Below are 17,017 nucleotides of genomic sequence, written 5' to 3' on the forward strand. Positions count from 1 at the left end.
TTTATAAAGTGGCTGAGGTATGAGAAGGGATTACTGTCGTTTCGGGCTGCGTCAATAATGACAGGAGTTCGCTGCACTGCCGGTGAAACGCCTGACTATCACGCTGACGCGGATGCGGGAGTGAAAGCGTAGCGATATGGCGGATACGCCCCGGACGAGGGGCCAGCACGACGATCCGGTCGGCCAGATAAACCGCTTCTTCCACATCGTGCGTGACCAGCAGCGTGGTGGTGCCTTCCAACTGATGGATACGCCGCAGCTCCTGTTGCATCTGCTGGCGGGTTAGCGCATCCAGCGCGCCAAAGGGTTCGTCCAGCATCAGAATGCGCGGATTCGCCACCAGCCCGCGGGCGATGGCGACGCGTTGCGCCATGCCGCCAGATAACTGAGCGGGCAGCGCGTCGGCAAAATCCTGTAGGTGAACCAACTGGACAAAATGGTCGATAAGTCGGGTACGTTGTTTCGCATCAAGTTTGTCCTGCGCCAGTCCCAGTGCGATGTTCTGCCGCACGGTCAGCCAGGGGAACAGACGAGGTTCCTGAAATACTATCCCGCGTTCACGACTGACCCCTTGTACGGTTTTTCCTTCCACCAGAATGCGGCCCTGATAATCGTTATCCAGCCCGACCAGCAGTCGCAGCAGCGTGGATTTGCCACAGCCGCTGCTGCCGACGATAGCAACCAGTTCGCCGCGGTGAATGGACAGCGAGAAGTCATCGATAACCGTGAGTGATTGTCCTTTAACGTGAAACTGTTTCATCAGATGGTCAAACTGCACCACTGGAATGGGGTCCGACACGTGTGTCATTCGGATTCTCCTGTTGTGCGCCAGCGCGTCATCCGTTTTTCCAGACTGATCCCCAGTCGGTCGAGTGCCGCGCCGGTCAAGCCGATCAGCAACATGCCGCTGAGAATGAGGGGCATATCCAGCAACTGCTGGGCGTTAATCATCAGGCTGCCGATACCGGTACCGGAAGACATGAAATACTCTGCGCCGATGGTGCCAAGCCAGGCGTAAATGAGTGATAAGCGTAAACCGGTGAACATGGCGGGCGCCGCGCCCGGTAAAATAAGGGTACGTAGCCGCATGGGCAGCGACAGTTGCAGTACCTGCGCCACTTCCTGCAACTGTGGCGAGCGTTGCCGCACGCCCCGATGGCTGGCAACCAGCATCGGAAAGAAGGCGGCCAGCGCGACAAACGTGATTTTGCCTACTTCATCGTTTCCCACCCAGGCGGTGAGCAACGGTAGCCAGGCGAACAGCGCAATCTGGCGCAGGGTCGCGACGGTTGGGGTAAACAGGGCATCGGCACGCGAGTTCAAGCCCAACAGTACACCGGACAGCGCCCCTGCCGCGGCACCCAGACATGCTCCGCTCAGCGCCCGCAGCAAACTGTGTTGCATCGCATCAGCCAAGGTTCCTTCAGCGATCCCCTGAACCAGCGCATGGAGCACGGCGGACGGTTCCGGCAGCAACATCCTGTCAACCCAGCCGGAAACGCTGGCCTGATGCCAGAGTATCAGCAGACCGAAGGGCAGGATGATTGCTGACAGCTTGCGGGATGGTGTGCACTGTAGCTGGCTGACCGGGAGATGCGGCCAGTAAACCAGACGCCGTTCCAACTGATTGATAATCCATTCCATCGCCAGCCCGGTGAGTCCAATGACGGCGATGCACACCAGTACGATGTCCAACTGAAATAGCTGACGTCCCCAGACCAGCAGGTAACCAATGCCTTGTGAGGACGCCAGCAATTCCACCACAATCAGCGATACCCACGCCTGGGACAGCGCGAGCCGTAGCCCGGTCAGCCAAACGGGCAATGCGGCCGGAATAGTCAGGCGTATCAGCCGCTGTTGCCAAGGTAATCTTAATGTACGCGCTACTTCCCGCAGGGAGGACGGTACGTTGCGCACACCGGTTTGCGTGTGCAGCGTGACCGGAACAATGACGGCTTTGATAATCACCGCCAGTTTCAGGCCGTCATCAATACCAAACAGCACCATGAACAGCGGGATCCAACCCAGGGTGGGGATCTGCGCCAGCGTATACACGGTGGGATAAAGCAGGCTTTCTACCCGCGCAGAGGCGCCCATCGATGCGCCGAGCAGCGTTCCGGCGATCAATCCGAGCAGTAGCCCGCCAGCCAAACGATACAGGCTGGTCAGCAGCTGTGAGAACAAATCGCCCTGCCAGAGTTCGGCGGCGGTGTGCATCACGACAGTCGGGGCCGGAAGAATTTGCGACGGCATCCACCCTTGTTGTGTGCTGATATACCACAGTAATAGCAGCGTCAGCGGAACGATAAGCGGATAGAGCGCGCCCCCCGACAGGACGGGCCAGGTCAATGATGGTGTTTTCAGCACAATAGCCTTATTCATTTTATGTCACTAAATCTGCTTGAACGAATGAATAAGTAATAAAAAACAGTTTTCAGCGTTAAACGCCAATGCAATAAAGGGATAAGTCGCGTGCAAAAAATGCATATAAGCAAATTGGCCTTGTCTGCTCTGATTTATGCTTTTTTCAACTGAATAAACCTATAAATGTTATTTAAATACGGCCTGACCCTTTCGTTAGCTTCGTGGCATTAATTCACTTGTTTGTTTATGGAAAAAACGATGTTCATTGAAAAAATGCAGCGGCAATCAGCGGCGCAACGACAGCGTAAATGGCATGATATCAGGCAGATGATCGGCGGGCTGATGCTGGCGATGGGGGTTTTCACCGCCAGCGCCGCACCGGCTGAAGAAATCACCAGCCAGCCGACTGAAATCCGTATCGGTTTGCCGGATCAAAGTGCGGGCAGCAAGCCGTTTATACGCGGCCCCTTGGGACTGGCGCATATTCGTCAACAGCTGGAACAGGTATTTGAGCCGCAGGGGATTAAAATCAAATGGTCGTTTTTTAAAGGCGCAGGCCCGGCGGTTAATGAAGCGCTGGCGAATAAGCAACTGGACGTGGTTTATCTCGGCGATCTGGCGGCCATCATCGGTCGCGCCGGAGGGCTTTCAACCCGCGTATTGGTGGGCTCACGCGGGTCCAGTTCCTATCTGGCCGTAACGCCGGAGTCAGGCATCCAGCGTATTGAAGATTTACGCGGTAAACGGATCGCCGTCTATAAAGGCACTGCCGATCAGCTCTCTTTCGAACGAGCGATTAACAGCGTCGGATTGAATGTGCGGGATATCCGGGTCATTAATCTGGACTGGACGGCAGGAAAGGCGGCGCTGGCCGCCAAACGGGTCGACGCCGTCTGGGGCGGGGTTTCCCTGCTGTCCCTGCGTAAACAGGGTATCAATATTGTCACCAGCAGCCGTGCGCTGGGCTGGTCCAATACCACGCAGGCGGCGGTGTTGGCGACGACGGATTTTATCGAACGCTACCCGCAGGCCACCCAGCAACTGGTCGATGTGCTGGTGGAAAACGCGCAGTGGATTAGCGAATCAGTTCATTTGGCGGATTATATCGCACTGATGGCGGCGCAAAGCCAGATCCCGGAAGCATTGTTTCAGGAGGAGATGCACGCGGACGATCTTAATTTCCAAAGCTCCCCGCGTTTGGATCCCTTTCTGCGCAGCAGCCTGCAAGACAGTATTCAGCGGGCAAACGCAGCCGGCCTGATCCGTCAGGTCTATTCGGCAGACGACTGGTTTGACAGCCGTTTTGTGGAGCAATCGCTAACGCGCCTGAAGCTGGAGAAAAACTGGCCGGAGTACGATATCAGCGGGCAGGCCGTTGACTAAGAACCTATCAAATAACGTCGCTTATGGGGAAAGGGGACGCCTGCGAACGCAGCGCATCCTGTTCGATAATCACGTCAATCATCAACTGAGCGAGTGGCGACAGGGTCTTTTGCAGACTGGAGATAATGCCGAATCGGGTTTGCATTTTTCCCCATTCCGGCGGGGTATCGGCCAACGGAATTTCCACTAACTGATGGCTTAGCCTGCCCAGGGCAAAGCCATCTTCACTGGCAAAGCTGATCGCCTGCGAATGACGCAGCACGCTAAACACCGAATAGATATGATCGCACTGGATCTGTGGACGATAATCTGGCTGCCGGGTCAGGGTAGCCAGTATTTTACGCATGCCGACAGGGAGATAGGGGGATGCCAGCGGAAAATGCAACAGTTCCTCGGGGTAAACTTTCTCTTGCTGCGCCAGCGGATGCGAACAGTGACAGATAAAAAAACAGCGTTGCTGACTTAACGGCTGTACGCGAAAGGCCGTTTCCAGTTCTGCCTGCCAGGTATCAGCAACGAAAAACGGGCATTCATCCGCCAGTAAACGCTGCCGCAGCGACTGCCAGTTATCCACGCTGTAGGTCACTCTGGCTCGCGGACGTAATTGCTGGAAATGCGCCACGGCTTTGGGAATCAAGGTCATGGAAGGCGCCGGGCCGCAGCCAAATGTCAACTCGCCTTCTTCCTCATCGCTGATTTGCTGCATGTCGGCAATCAACTCCCAGGACAACTCCTGCATTCTGCGGGCAAAAGGGAGCAGCTTTTGCCCCTGCCACGTCAGGGCAAGGCGTTTGCTCTGACGATCAATCAGCGGGTAGCCCATCGTCTGTTCCAGCGTTTGGATGCTGCGGCTAAAAGCCGACTGAGATAAACACACCGCTTCGGCGGCCTGAACAAAACTGCCGTGTTCCACCAGCGCGAGAAAATTTCGTAACTGCCGCAAATCCAGATGCATAGGATGACCCAATCAGGCGGCGTGCGCCTGCCATTCACGACCGGGGATCGCGGCAAGTAGCTGCCGCGTGTAAGCGTGTTGCGGGTGCTGGAATACCTGTTGGGTTAATCCTTGCTCCACAATCTGCCCCGACTGCATGACGATAATCCGATCGCAAACCTGTGCCGCGACGCGCAGATCGTGGGTAATAAAAATCATCGACAGGCCCAGACGTTCTCGCAGTTCTGCCAGCAAGGCCAGCACCTGAGCCTGCACGGAGACGTCCAGTGCGGACACCGGTTCGTCGGCCACCAGAATCCGGGGTTCCACTGCCAGCGCCCGCGCCAGCCCGATACGCTGGCGTTGGCCGCCGGAAAACTCATGCGGATAGCGATGAATGGCGGAAGCATCAAGCCCGACCAGAGCAAATAGCGTTTTGACTTTTTCCAGCGCTTCGGCGCGCGGTACGCCCTGAATTAACAATCCTCTCGCCACGATGCCGCCGACGCGCTGTCGCGGATTCAGCGATGAATAGGGGTCCTGAAACACCATCTGGATATGATGGCTGTATTCCCGCAGTTGATGCCGAGGCAACTGAGCCAGATCCCGATCGGCAAACCGGATTTCCCCGGAATCTGGCTGGTACAAACGGACGATACAGCGCGCCAGCGTTGATTTTCCCGAACCGCTTTCCCCCACAATACCCAGCGTACTGCCCTGCGGCAGTTCCAGGCTGACATCCTGCACCGCCTTTGACTGGCGTTTGTGGCGATTAAACCAGCCGGACTGGCGGAACGTCTTGGTAATATGCTTCAGCGTCAGTATCGGGGTGTTTTCCGCAACGGGACGCGGTGCAGTCGGATGCAGTGACGGAATGGCGGCGATCAGCGCGCGGGTGTAATCATGCTGTGGCGCATAGAGCAACTGTTGGGCCGATCCCTGTTCGACCAGTTCGCCTTGCCGCATGACCGCGATCCGATCGGCGATATCCGCAACGACGCCAAAATCGTGGGTAATAAACAGCACCGACGTTCCCTGACGCTGCTGCAATTCGCGAATGAGTTTGAGGATCTGCGCCTGCGTGGTGACGTCCAGCGCGGTGGTCGGCTCATCGGCAATCAACACCCGCGGTTCAAGCGCCAGCGCCATGGCGATCATCACCCGCTGACGTTGGCCGCCTGAAAGCTGGTGAGGATAAGCGTGCGCGATGGCGGCGGGATCCGGAAGATGGACGTCAGTCAGCAGTTGCTGTACCCGCCCGGCGATCTCGCGCCGCGGCAGGATATGCTGATGCGTCAGAAACATTTCCGCAATTTGGTCGCCCACTTTGTGCAGCGGATTTAAGGCGGTCATCGGGTCCTGAAAAATCATGCCGATGCGAGCGCCGCGCAGCTGACGCAGATCGTTTTCCGTCAGATTCAGCAGGTCGCGACCTTCAAACTCAATACTGCCTTCCGTCGGGCGCACCTGATCGGGCAATAACCCCATAATGGCGCTGGCGGTCATGGATTTCCCTGAGCCGCTTTCACCCACGACGCATAGAATTTCATTGGCATACAGGTCGAGTGACACCTGGCGTAATGCCCACGGACGATCGGCGTCGGCCGGCAGCGCGACGCTGAGATTTTTAATCGATAACAAAACGCTCATCGGTTTTTCAGCCTTGGGTTCAGCGCATCATTGAGTCCCTGTCCGACCAGCGAAACAGAGAGTACGGTTAATAAAATAGCTACGCCGGGGATCGCCGATACATACCATTCCTGACGCAGCACGCTGCGCCCGGCACCAATCAGATTTCCCCAGGAGGGCACATTGGGATCGGACAGATTCAGGAAGGCCAGCGCGCTTTCCAGCAAAATGGCAACCGCCATGATAACGCTGGCGTAGACCACAATCGGCGGCAGGGCGTTGGGCAGGATTTCACGGAACACAATGGGCATATCGCGCATGCCGAGCGATCGCGCCGCCTGCACGAACTCCCGGTTGCGCAGTGACATGAATTCGGCGCGCGTCAGCCGGGCGGCAGGCGGCCAGGAGACGATGCCGATGGCCCAGATCACGGTGTCCAGCGTGGAACCAAATACGGCGATCAGCACCAGTAGCAACAGAAAGTTGGGCAAAATCTGGAATGCTTCCGTCAGGCGCATCAACAGGTCATCAACGATCCCGCCGTAGAAGCCTGACAGCGCGCCGACAACAATACCGATAACGATAGCGATGATCGTCGCCACCAGCCCGATGGTCAGAGAAATGCGCGCACCGTGGAAAATCTGCGCGGCGATGTCTCGTCCGGTCTGGTCGGTGCCGAGTAGAAAGTTCGGATTGTGCAGCGGCCATTGCAACGGGCGGCCCGCCAGCCGCAGCGGGTTATTCGGAAAAAAAAGATCGGCGGTGAGCGCCATACCAACCACCAGCAGCAGTAAAATCAGGCCGAGCAGGGCCGCCGGGCTGTGGGCGTAGCGTTTAAAAAATTGACGCATTATTGTTCACCCGAGATACGCGGATCGAGCCTGGCATACAGCAGGTCCACCAAAAAATTGATACTGATGACCAGCAGCGCCGACACGAAGACAACGCCCAGCAGCGTATTGAGATCGCGCTGCATGACCGATTCGTAGGCCAGACGGCCCAGTCCGGGCAGTGAGAATACGCTTTCCACCACCACCGAACCGCCCAGCATGGTGCCTGCCTGCAAGCCAATCAGCGTGATCAGGGGCAACAGGGCGTTGCGCAGAATGTGGCGCACCACGATGCGGTTTTCACGCAGTCCCTTGGCGCGGGCCGTGCGTACGAAATCCAGCGTGGCGACCTCCAGCATCGATGCCCGCATGATGCGCAGATACACCGCGAGGAAGATCAGCGCCAGCGTCAGCGTCGGCAGCACCAGATGCCTGGCGATATCCAGAATACGGTCGATGCCGGTCAGCCCGCTGGCAATGGTTTCAAATCCACCGGAAGGAAGCCAGTCGAGATAGATGGAGAACAGAAAGATACCCATCAACCCAAACCAGAAGGAGGGCGTGGAGTAAAAAATCAGGCCCAGCAGTGAAATCAGGGTATCCGGCCAGCGATTGACCCGGCGTGCGGCGATAATCCCCAACGCCATGCCCGCCGCGACGGCCAGCGCCAGCGAGGTAGCCATCAGCAGCAGCGTGACGGGCAGACGTTCCAGAATTACCGCTGCGACGGGTTTACCATAAATCGCCGACTGGCCCAAATCGAGGTGTATCAACCGCCACAGATAGTCTCCCAATCGCACGGCGGTAGACTGATCGAGAGCATAGTAACGCCGCAATTCTTCGATCATCGTCGGATCGCCGCCGCCGATCTGCGCCACCAGCGCATCGACCGTATCCCCCGGCGCGAATTGCAACAGCAGAAACAATCCCGCCAGAATGATCAACAGCGCCGGAATCGCCGCCGCCAGGCGACGGCCGGCGAGCAGTAATAATGTCATTGCGCTCAGGCCTCCAGCCAGGCGTCGTGCCAGCTACTGGATGGCCAACGCGCCGTATTGAGCGCATTTTTCAGTTTTTTATTCACGACGCTGTAGAACTGGCGTTCGGTGACAAACCAGACCGGGAACTGCTCGTTCGCTTCCTCCACCAGTTGCGCATACAGCGCGCGCCGTTTGACCGGATCGATTTCCGAGGCGGCATCGTCGATCAGTTTATCCACCACGTCGGATTGCCAGCCGTACTGGTTGGTCCACGGCGAGCCTGCCGGGCTGCCTGAACGCAGCCAGACGGTGGTCGATACCGCAGGATCGCCCCGGTACTGGTGCCAACCGGTGGCGAGGTCGAAATTATGATCTTTGTAAACGGCGGACAGCGAACCGGCATAGTCAAAGTTGGTGATATCCACCGGGATGCCGATTTCCGACAAGGCCTGCTGAATATAGGTCGCGAACAAGGTCACATCCTCGCCGTTGGTGATAGGCACCAGTTTCAGTTTAAAGCGTTCACCGTTGGCCGCACGGGGATAGCCGGCTTCATCCAGCAGCGCTTCCGCTTTTTTGCGATCGAACGGATAGGGCGGCTTGCTGTTGGCCGGATAAAACGAGGTGGAGGTGGACGGAATGATGCCGGTCGCCGGTTTGCCCTGACCGTACAGGAAGTTTTCGATAAAGAACGGCACGTCGATGGCGTGGGCGATGGCGCGTCTGACGCGGACATCGGCGATTTCTTTGCGGCGGAAATTGAATTCCAGCGTGTTATTAAAGACGTTGGCCTCAGAGCCTTTCGGCGTCACCTCAAAGTCAGGATGTTTTTGCAGTCGATCCAAATCCGCAAGGGAAAGCTGAGAGTAGGCGCTGAGCTGAATCTGCCCGGTTTCCAACGCGGCGGTGGCGGCGGATTTATCCGTAATGATGCGCCAGACAATCCGTTCGATATAGGGTTGATCCTGACGCCAGTAATCCGGATTGCGGGTGGCGATAATGTACTGCCCACGTTCATACTGAACAAATTTAAACGGCCCGGTGCCAATCGGCGCCGTGTTGGCCGGGTTTTCCAGCACGTTACTGTTTTCATACAGATGGCGCGGAACGACATAGCCGAGATCCGCCAACGCCCGCAGCAAGAGCTCAATCGGCATTGGGCGGGAGTAGTGGAACACGACGGTATGATCGTCGGGGGTATCAACCGCCTCCAGATATTGCTGAAGCGCCGTGCCATAATTGAGCTGTTTTTTCCATAGCTCCAGCGCATTGTACTGCACGTCTTTGGCGGTAAACGGCTTACCGTCATGCCATTTGACCTGCTCGCGCAGTTTAAAGGTAATGGTCTTGCCATCTGGCGTGGTGTGCCATTCGGTTGCCAACTGCGGAATAATGTTTCCTTGCGCGTCCAAATCCACCAGTGATTCGATGATTTTACTGGTTACGATGTAAACACCGGTGGAGGCGCGCAGCGCCGGGTTAAGGATGCGCTGTTCCGCGGCAATGTGTACGCCAAGCGTACCGCCTTTGACCGGCGTGCCGGGGAGGACGCCGGAAGCCGGACTGTTCTGCGCCGCCGACAGAAAAGAAGTGAATGGTAAGGTGGCCGTGATGGCCGCGGAGGAAATTAACAACCGCCTGCGTGAAATATTCATAAAAATCCCTGTAAGAAGAAATTAACCAATAAGGGAAAAAGAATAAGGGCGGGACTAATTATTAGTGAAATGACGATTTATTCTATCGCATTGCATTATTGGTATATATAAAGTGAAAAAATCATATATCTATTTTTTGGTAAAGTTAATGCGAAAAAATCACTAACCAAATGAAAAATTAAAATCTCTAATACGATCATCTCGTTTGTTTCACTAAACGCACCCTAAAAATAGTTAACCGGATAGACTTTATTACACGGGTGTCAGGGGGGAGTATGGCAAATTTATTATGGGATCATGTCGTTCATTATGTGAATAATCTGGATGATGCCGTCGCGGCATTTACCGATCGCCAACTGGTGGCGTTTCCCGGCGGTTCCCATCCGGGGTGGGGAACCCATAACGCGCTGAGTTATTTTGGCCTGACCTATATTGAGTTTCTGGGGATCCGCGATGCCGATGAGCTGGCGGCCGCTCAGGAGCGGTTCTTATTGTCACGTGATGCGCAAACCTTTTTACCGGAACAGCAGATCCTGTATCGCATTGCCCTGCGCAGTGACGATATTGATGCCAGCTATGCCGCGCTCCGGCAGCACCATCTGGCGCTTTCTCCGATCGTTGCGGGCAAACGTCATGATGCGCAAGGCAATCTTATTGAATGGCGTATGTTCACCATTGCCGGCGATTATCAGGGCCTCGCCTATCCTTTTATTATCCAGTGGGGCGAAACGGACGCCGGACGTTTGCGGTTGCTTCGGCAGCGCGGTCTTGATCGGCCTCATCCGGCGGGGCGCGTGACGATCCAATCCGCGTTGTTCAAGGTCAAACAACCGCAGCAGGTTGCCGCTCATTGGCAACAGCTGTTTAATTTACCTCGCAGTGAACAAAACCCTGCCCATTTACTGATTGGCGACCAGCAGTTTATTTTCCAGTCTGGCGAATCAAATCGTCTGGCGTCGATTCAGTTGCAGACTGACAATCCTGAATTAAAGGCGCTCAGCATATTTGTTGGCGACGGCGAGTATCAGTTGGTTTAATTTTTCTTTGACGTTAATAGAATAATTACGTCAGATATAGAATCCATCCTATTAATAACGGTCATCCTGACAGGGGATATAACCGGGAGGTTCACATGGCAAAGGTTCACTTTATTGGCGCCGGGCAAATGGCGGAAGCCATTATTCGTGCGTCATTGGCGCGAAACACGCTCACCGCCGGGCAGATTAGTATTGAAGATATTGACGCTGACCGTATTGACACCGTCAGCCAAATCTATCACCTGCCTGACCAGCATGACGCAACGGATGCGCTGAGACAGGCCGATCTGGTGGTGATTGGCGTGCGTCCTCAAGACGATCTTGCCGCCGTGACGAAACGCATTCGGCAGACGGCGGCGTCTCACGGCACGGTGGTGTCGATTGTGGCCGGAGTCACGCTGGAACAGCTGGCGTCGTTACTGGGTTCGGAACGGGCTATTGTGCGGGTGATACCGAATACCCTGACCGATACCGGCTACGGCTACAGCGGCGTGACGCTTAACGACCATGCCCGTGCGGAGAATATTGAGACGTTTCTGTCCGGCTTCGGTAAATTTCTGTATCTGGAAGAGCGCCTGATCGATGTCTTTACCGGCTTTGGCGTGGCCGGGCCAAACTACATTTACTATTTTATTGAGTCTTTGACGGATGCGGGAGTACTGGCGGGATTGCCGCGTGCGCAAGCGACGCAGGTGGTGCTGGAGAATCTGGTCGGGGCGGTTGAGATGCTGAAGCTCAGTAAGAAACACCCGCGCCAACTGCTGGATATCAATAATTCACCGGCAGGGGTGGGAATGCATGGTCTTTACGAGTTGAACAACAGCGATTTTGCCGCGGGGTTACAACGTAGTGTGCTGGCGGCGGTAAGAAGAACGACGGAACTGGCGCAGGTTCACTGACTGCGGTCCGGCGTTTTGTTCTGATATCTGAAACCAGACCTTTACCGTCTGTCGGGGTGATGTCAGTGATGACATCACCCCGATAAAGTTTACCGGGCGGCGCGGTTCGAACAAGGGCAATCGGTATCAGAACAAATCGACTCTCACATCAACCCCGACGGTTCTCCCTTCGTTGATTTGTGCATAGGCTGAGGTTCCGCTCAGGAAACCAAAGGTACGATAGCGTCGATCAAAGACGTTATTGACGTAACCCGCGATATTGATCCGATCGGTGGCCTGCCATCCCAAACGCAGATCGGTGGTGGCATACGCGCCCTGACGTAACTCGTTGTCGCCGTCAAAGTAATGGGGCCCCACAAGATTTAACGCAATACGCGGCATGATGGCGCCATATTGTGTATTAATCATACCGTTAAGGCTGGTGCCGGCACCGTAGCGCGGAACAAAGGGAACGCGTTTATCCTGATAGCGCTCGCTATCGCTGGTGAATTCGGAACGAACGTAGTTACCGTTAATATCCCATGACCAACCGGGAATAAACTGCCACTTCGCGATCAGTTCCATACCCGTTGCGTCGGCACTGCCTGCATTACTCAAGGTCTGCATACCGACCGGCCCTGAATACAGCTGCATATCGCGGGTATGGGTATGGAATACCGCCCCCTGAAGTTGCAGATCGCCAGTCTGGTAGCGCGACCCAATTTCATAGTTCATGGATTTTTCCGCGGTATAAGGGCTCGCCGGCGTGCCTGCCGTTGGCGATAGATTGAAGCCTGTCGGTTTGTATCCCTGCGCGACGCGGGTATAAATGCGCCAGTTGCTATCCAGCAGATAGCTGGCGGAGAGTTGCCCTAATACCTGATCGTCATTGGTACTGTTTTGGTCGCCAAACCCCGCTCCCGCCATCTGGCCGTGATAGCGGGTATCGGCTTTATCATGTGACACGCGCAGCCCGCCGCCAAGATCGATACGGTCGGTCAGATGCCAGGTTAAATCACTGTATGCGGCCAGCGTTTTCGCAGAGGTATCCGAATTGGTCTGCATATAAGGCATACCTGACATGCTGTAAGTCAGGTCGAGTTTTTCACGCGTTTGCTGTCGGTACAGACCAACGACCATATCCACCGTACGTCCATTCCCATATGTGGCGGCGCGCAGTTCCTGTACGTCTTGATTCCAGCGTTCCGGCATGTCGGCGATTAGCGTGCTATTCGGAAATGTACGCTCATAATTTTGCTGCTGCCATGCGCTAACCAAGCTGAATATCCAGTTGGCGGTGGTGTATTTTCCGGTCAGCGTCTGGCTGTGTGTACAACGGCGCAGATAAGGATCGGGGGCGCCTGGGGCGATATCCAGCGTGCGGTTTTTCACATCGCCGAAAGGCAAATAGGTGTCCTGCGTGGCGCGCGTGCAGTCTTCCGTAATGGCGAGGCTGGTTTCCCATGATTGCCCGTCCGGCGCCAGTCTCAGTCGCACATTTCCCACGTTTGCCTTGGTGCCGCCGAGGTTGTTGTTGCCCGTTGATGGGTTAGTCATGGCGCCGGAATCCACCTGACGCAGCAGCGTGACGCTGCCATATAACAGACCATCCTGTATCGGCCCGCTGACGTTGATTTTGCCATGATAGCCGTCCCGGCTGGCAACGCCCCCTTCGATATATCCCCGCGGCGTGCTATCTGGTTGTTGCGTCACAATGTTGATAATCCCCCCCTGAGCGCTCTTACCGTACAACGTGCCCTGCGGTCCTCGCAGCATTTCGATGCTCTCAATATCTGTCAGCGCCTGTACCGTATAGGTCGACAACTGCGGTACGCCATCAACATAGAGGGTTACCGCCGGACTGTAGAAGTCCTGCGCCGAAGAGACGCCGCGCAATGAGATTGACGGGAACAACAGACTGCCGTTGTTCTCCAGATTCAAGCCGGGTAACACCCGTGTCAGCCGATCGGTGCTGGTGACGCCGGCATCTTTCAGCTCTGGTGCGGTTACGATGGTGGAGGAGACGTTATTCGATGATGCGGAGTAGGGCGATTGTTTGCTGGCGGAGACCGTCAGGGTGTCTTCCGCTGCGGCATATGCGCAGGAGGACAGCAGCAGGCCGGTGAAGGCCAATGGATACAGACGCATTATTTTCATTGTGGAATCCCTGAAATGACGAAAAGAAGATGCCAGATAACGCCGGTCTGGCGGTAGTAAATGCGATGTTTCAAAGGCAAATGATAATTATTTGCATAAAATGAACTACCCGCATCGGGTTTATTTCAACCTCAAAGCGGTTGGCTTACTCCGGCTGACAACGGGCGATCGCCTTATCAATGCTGTGCCCCCGGGTTTAGCGGCTCGGTGCCGGCCGCCGGGAGACATCGGGTGAAAAGGCATGAGACAACCGTTGGCATAGCCGCCAGGCCGGCCACAGGCTGACGACAGCGAAAAGCGCCAGAGCAGCCAGTGTGAATAGGTAACCCGTGTGATGAGCCAACTGTAGCGCCGAGAGGGAAACGATCATGGCAACGGCCGCATCGGTAGATTGAAACAGCGCATAGTCAGACGCAGGCTGATGCGGCCTGACCAACCCCATCAGCACATTGTAGAGCGTGACAAAACCTATCGCGGCAGCCAGATTGACTACGCCAAAAAGCACGATCCAACTGGTCAGTCGATAGTGCGAGTAACCCAGCGTCAGTATGGTTGCCAGCAGTGCGTGCAGGATCATTACTGGCAGCAGGCAGCGTATGGCGCCCAGTCGCCGCACCAACAGATTGGCGAGCACAATACCGGCACCGCTGACGGCGGTGCTGTAGACGGTGATGATGATGCCAAGGCGACTCAGGCTTAACTGCTGGTCGATAAGAATGACCGTCTGCAACGCCATCATGCCCCGCATGGCAAGATAAAAAATGGCGGTGAAAGTGAGTATCGGCCACAGGGCGATAATATTACGCCGATCCAGCGTCGGTCGCGTCTGGCCGGGAACCCGCGTCGCCTTACGGGTATAGCGCAGGGGCAAAATGAGCAACAGCAGAGAAAAAGCAGCCAGCGCCAGGAAACCGCTGCGCCAGCCAGCTGATTCGGCAATACTTAAAAAGGCATAGGATCCAAACAGAATGCCGAGATAGCTGCCCCCGACCTGAGCGGCGTTAGCCGGCGGGCGGCTGTATGCCGAGGTGGTACAGATGGTGATGCCGTCGGCGTAGATATCGTGACTGGCTGACAGAAAAGCCAGCAGCATCAGCGCGATCAGGATCAAACCCACGGATTGCGCCGGAGACAGAAAACCGATGGCCGCCAGCGTGATTGCCATTGCCGCCTGTAGCAGTACCAGACTACCGAGATAAGGATTGCCGCGCAGCGCCACCGCATGGCGTTCGCTCCATGGCGCCCACAGAAATTTGGCAACCCAGGGCAACAGCGTGAGCGATAGCCAACTCAACTGAGACAAATCCAGTCCGGCGTGACGAAAATAGCCCATGACGCCTTGTAAAATCAGGGCGGTAATCATCCCCTGATGCAGATAAAAGCACCAGTATGGAAGGTAGCGCGTCATGGTTATTGGCGATCCAGTAAGGTTGGCGCTAGCGCCCGCGCTTCGGGCAAGGTGGCAACGACTGCGTAAAGGTAGGGCGCATTGCCCGATTTCGCCCAGTTCCGGGCCCATTGCCGGTATTTCTCCCGCTTGGCATCATCGCTTTCAATACGAATGGCGCCTGCGCAATATTGCTGTTGCAGGCTGACGTTATCGGTGGTCCATTGAAGATAGGCGGCCATAAAAACAGAGGAGTGATGGGGCAGGTCGGCTCCGGTCATACACAGGACGAAGGGTTGATGGCGGGCATAGAGTACTTCAATCTGCGCAAGGTAATCGCCGGCCTGTTCGTCAGGAACCTGTTCGGGCATGTGCAAAAAGACTAACGGCCAGTATTGTGTATCAATGAACTCGTTTTGTGTACCCGTCACATTGCGCATATCTGTTCCTCCCGTTCTCAATGAAGGAAATGATAATCATTTGCAAATGCGGCGCTACCCGAATCCATTCTATTTCCACCCGTATCGGTTCGGTTGTGGCGTTATTGTCATGATGAACCGCGGAATACGACACGCCAGGGCGCGCGCTGTTAGCGGTATATGAAAGCAGGAAGATTAAAATTAGAGGATAAGCCGCTTGAATTCCGATGGATTGACGCCGAACTGTTTCTGGAAAGCTGCGCTGAAATGGCTGGCATTGGCATAACCCAGATCGGTAGCCACAACCATGACGGGCGTGCCGGTGACGAACAAGCGGCGCCGGGCTTCATGCATGCGCTCCGCCTGAAACAGGCCGTAGATGCTGTTGTTAAATAGCTGGCGGAATCCTCGCTTAAGTTTCAGTGCGCTCAGCCCGGTTTCTCTGGCCAGCATGGCGATGGTGGGGGCCTGGGAAAGATCGGCCAGCAATAAATCTTTGGCTCGCAGCAGCTTCTGGCGATCGGCCAGACCGATCGCTTCTTGTCGAATCAACGAACCGTCATACCCGGCAATGGCGAGGCTGACCATGATCATGCTTTGTCCCAACAGCCATAGCGGCGCATGACGTGAGCCATCATGTTGATTTTGCAGCGCGATAGTGGAAAGGGTATGGCTCAACATCTGCGCGGTTGCCCGCATTTCAGCGTTACAGTCGCAGTGGGTGCACAACTGACCGCTATTCAACTGTTGTTGCAGGTTGCCATTAAGATCCGGCACCCAATCGGTCAGTAGGTCCGGACGAAGAGATACGGTGACACTTTCAAATTTTCCCGCATACGACGAGGTGCCCTGACAGTCCGGGGTATAGCTGATACAGCCTGCGCCCTGTTGCAATACATGCTCACGCCCGCGTTGAACACCTTTCAGGGAGAATTGCGATTTACCCTGTAATGAGCAGGAGAACTGGACTCTTCCCCAGTCGTCGCGCAGGTGCATCGTGGTCGGCTGCTGAAATTCCCCTTTCCATACCAGAATATCCAGGCCTTCCTGAAGCGTAACCCTTAAAAGGTTACCCTCCACGTTCAGATCGGGATGCGCAACCTGCAAATCCAGCAATAAATTCGAGATAGCGACTTCAGGTACGGTGGCGGACGTCAGTGGGGATGCTTTCAATGGACAGTCTCCTGAATGGTGTACACGTCATCTTGAAATCTATTGGGTATATACCGATCCGGGTAGAAGTCGGCTCGAATCGGGTAGATATGCAGTTGAGAATGGTTATTATTCCTGACTTTGACGGCGTCGTCGAGCCGATTTAAACGCGCTTCCCGCAAGCGATTGTGCGGGAAGGGAAAAGAGAGATT

The 17,017-nt window shown here is 55.6% G+C and carries 15 protein-coding genes; 4 read left to right on the plus strand and 11 right to left on the minus strand.

All coding sequences use genetic code 11. The features are described 5' to 3' along the window. Position 1: 1 nt before the first annotated feature. Together B4923_RS18755 and B4923_RS18760 are read right to left on the minus strand one after the other, a co-directional pair. Positions 2–808: an ABC transporter ATP-binding protein gene (locus B4923_RS18755; RefSeq protein ID WP_109055884.1), complete on the minus strand. Its 807-nt coding sequence runs from the start codon at positions 806–808 to the stop codon at positions 2–4. After that, positions 805–2,382, minus strand: coding sequence for an ABC transporter permease (locus tag B4923_RS18760; protein ID WP_109055885.1), 1,578 nt, complete (start codon positions 2,380–2,382; stop codon positions 805–807). Before B4923_RS18760 ends, B4923_RS18755 begins: the two co-directional genes overlap by 4 nt. Positions 2,383–2,706: 324 nt before the next feature. Here B4923_RS18760 and B4923_RS18765 point away from each other — a divergent pair, with 324 nt between their 5' ends. Further along, the gene (locus B4923_RS18765; RefSeq protein WP_245929667.1) at positions 2,707–3,747 is read left to right on the plus strand and encodes an ABC transporter substrate-binding protein; all 1,041 of its coding nucleotides are present in this window, start codon (positions 2,707–2,709) and stop codon (positions 3,745–3,747) included. 7 nt (positions 3,748–3,754) lie between these two features. Here the strand turns inward: B4923_RS18765 and B4923_RS18770 are convergent, their stop codons facing one another. Genes B4923_RS18770 through B4923_RS18790 form a run of 5 tightly spaced genes read right to left on the minus strand, consistent with a single transcriptional unit; the run spans position 3,755 to position 9,775 of the window. Next, entirely contained in the window at positions 3,755–4,702 is a 948-nt protein-coding gene (locus tag B4923_RS18770) for a LysR family transcriptional regulator (RefSeq protein WP_109055886.1), read from the minus strand. 12 nt (positions 4,703–4,714) lie between these two features. After that, the gene (locus B4923_RS18775; RefSeq protein ID WP_109055887.1) at positions 4,715–6,331 is read right to left on the minus strand and encodes an ABC transporter ATP-binding protein; all 1,617 of its coding nucleotides are present in this window, start codon (positions 6,329–6,331) and stop codon (positions 4,715–4,717) included. Next, complete coding sequence (locus B4923_RS18780) at positions 6,328–7,161, minus strand: ABC transporter permease (RefSeq protein ID WP_109055888.1); 834 nt, start codon at positions 7,159–7,161, stop codon at positions 6,328–6,330. The genes B4923_RS18775 and B4923_RS18780 overlap by 4 nt, the downstream gene beginning before the upstream one ends. After that, positions 7,161–8,138, minus strand: a complete 978-nt coding sequence (locus tag B4923_RS18785; protein ID WP_109055889.1) for an ABC transporter permease — start codon at positions 8,136–8,138, stop codon at positions 7,161–7,163. The genes B4923_RS18780 and B4923_RS18785 overlap by 1 nt, the downstream gene beginning before the upstream one ends. Before the next feature lie 5 nt (positions 8,139–8,143). Further along, positions 8,144–9,775: an ABC transporter substrate-binding protein gene (locus tag B4923_RS18790; protein ID WP_109055890.1), complete on the minus strand. Its 1,632-nt coding sequence runs from the start codon at positions 9,773–9,775 to the stop codon at positions 8,144–8,146. Positions 9,776–10,050: 275 nt separating this feature from the next. Between B4923_RS18790 and B4923_RS18795 the strand changes: the two genes are divergently transcribed. Together B4923_RS18795 and B4923_RS18800 are read left to right on the plus strand one after the other, a co-directional pair. After that, positions 10,051–10,812, plus strand: coding sequence for a VOC family protein (locus B4923_RS18795; protein WP_109055891.1), 762 nt, complete (start codon positions 10,051–10,053; stop codon positions 10,810–10,812). 95 nt (positions 10,813–10,907) lie between these two features. Further along, complete coding sequence (locus B4923_RS18800; RefSeq protein WP_109055892.1) at positions 10,908–11,711, plus strand: pyrroline-5-carboxylate reductase family protein; 804 nt, start codon at positions 10,908–10,910, stop codon at positions 11,709–11,711. Between the two features lie 126 nt (positions 11,712–11,837). On the opposite strand, the gene B4923_RS18805 is transcribed toward B4923_RS18800, so the two are convergent. The 4 genes from B4923_RS18805 to B4923_RS18820 form a co-directional block, all read right to left on the minus strand. Continuing rightward, entirely contained in the window at positions 11,838–13,847 is a 2,010-nt protein-coding gene (locus tag B4923_RS18805) for a TonB-dependent siderophore receptor (RefSeq protein ID WP_109055893.1), read from the minus strand. 196 nt (positions 13,848–14,043) lie between these two features. Beyond that, on the minus strand, positions 14,044–15,255 hold the full coding sequence (locus B4923_RS18810; protein WP_109055894.1) for an MFS transporter: 1,212 nt from the start codon (positions 15,253–15,255) through the stop codon (positions 14,044–14,046). Positions 15,256–15,257: 2 nt separating this feature from the next. After that, on the minus strand, positions 15,258–15,674 hold the full coding sequence (locus B4923_RS18815; RefSeq protein WP_109055895.1) for a hypothetical protein: 417 nt from the start codon (positions 15,672–15,674) through the stop codon (positions 15,258–15,260). Between the two features lie 180 nt (positions 15,675–15,854). Then, positions 15,855–16,826 (minus strand): helix-turn-helix transcriptional regulator, encoded by a 972-nt coding sequence (locus B4923_RS18820; protein WP_109055896.1) that lies wholly within the window; start codon positions 16,824–16,826, stop codon positions 15,855–15,857. Between B4923_RS18820 and B4923_RS20970 the strand changes: the two genes are divergently transcribed. After that, complete coding sequence (locus B4923_RS20970) at positions 16,826–16,972, plus strand: hypothetical protein (protein ID WP_170116091.1); 147 nt, start codon at positions 16,826–16,828, stop codon at positions 16,970–16,972. The two genes, B4923_RS18820 and B4923_RS20970, sit on opposite strands and share 1 nt — an antisense overlap. The last annotated feature ends 45 nt before the right edge of the window (positions 16,973–17,017 follow it).

It is taken from the genome of Brenneria roseae subsp. americana (assembly GCF_003115815.1).
Classification (GTDB): Bacteria; Pseudomonadota; Gammaproteobacteria; order Enterobacterales; family Enterobacteriaceae; genus Brenneria; species Brenneria roseae.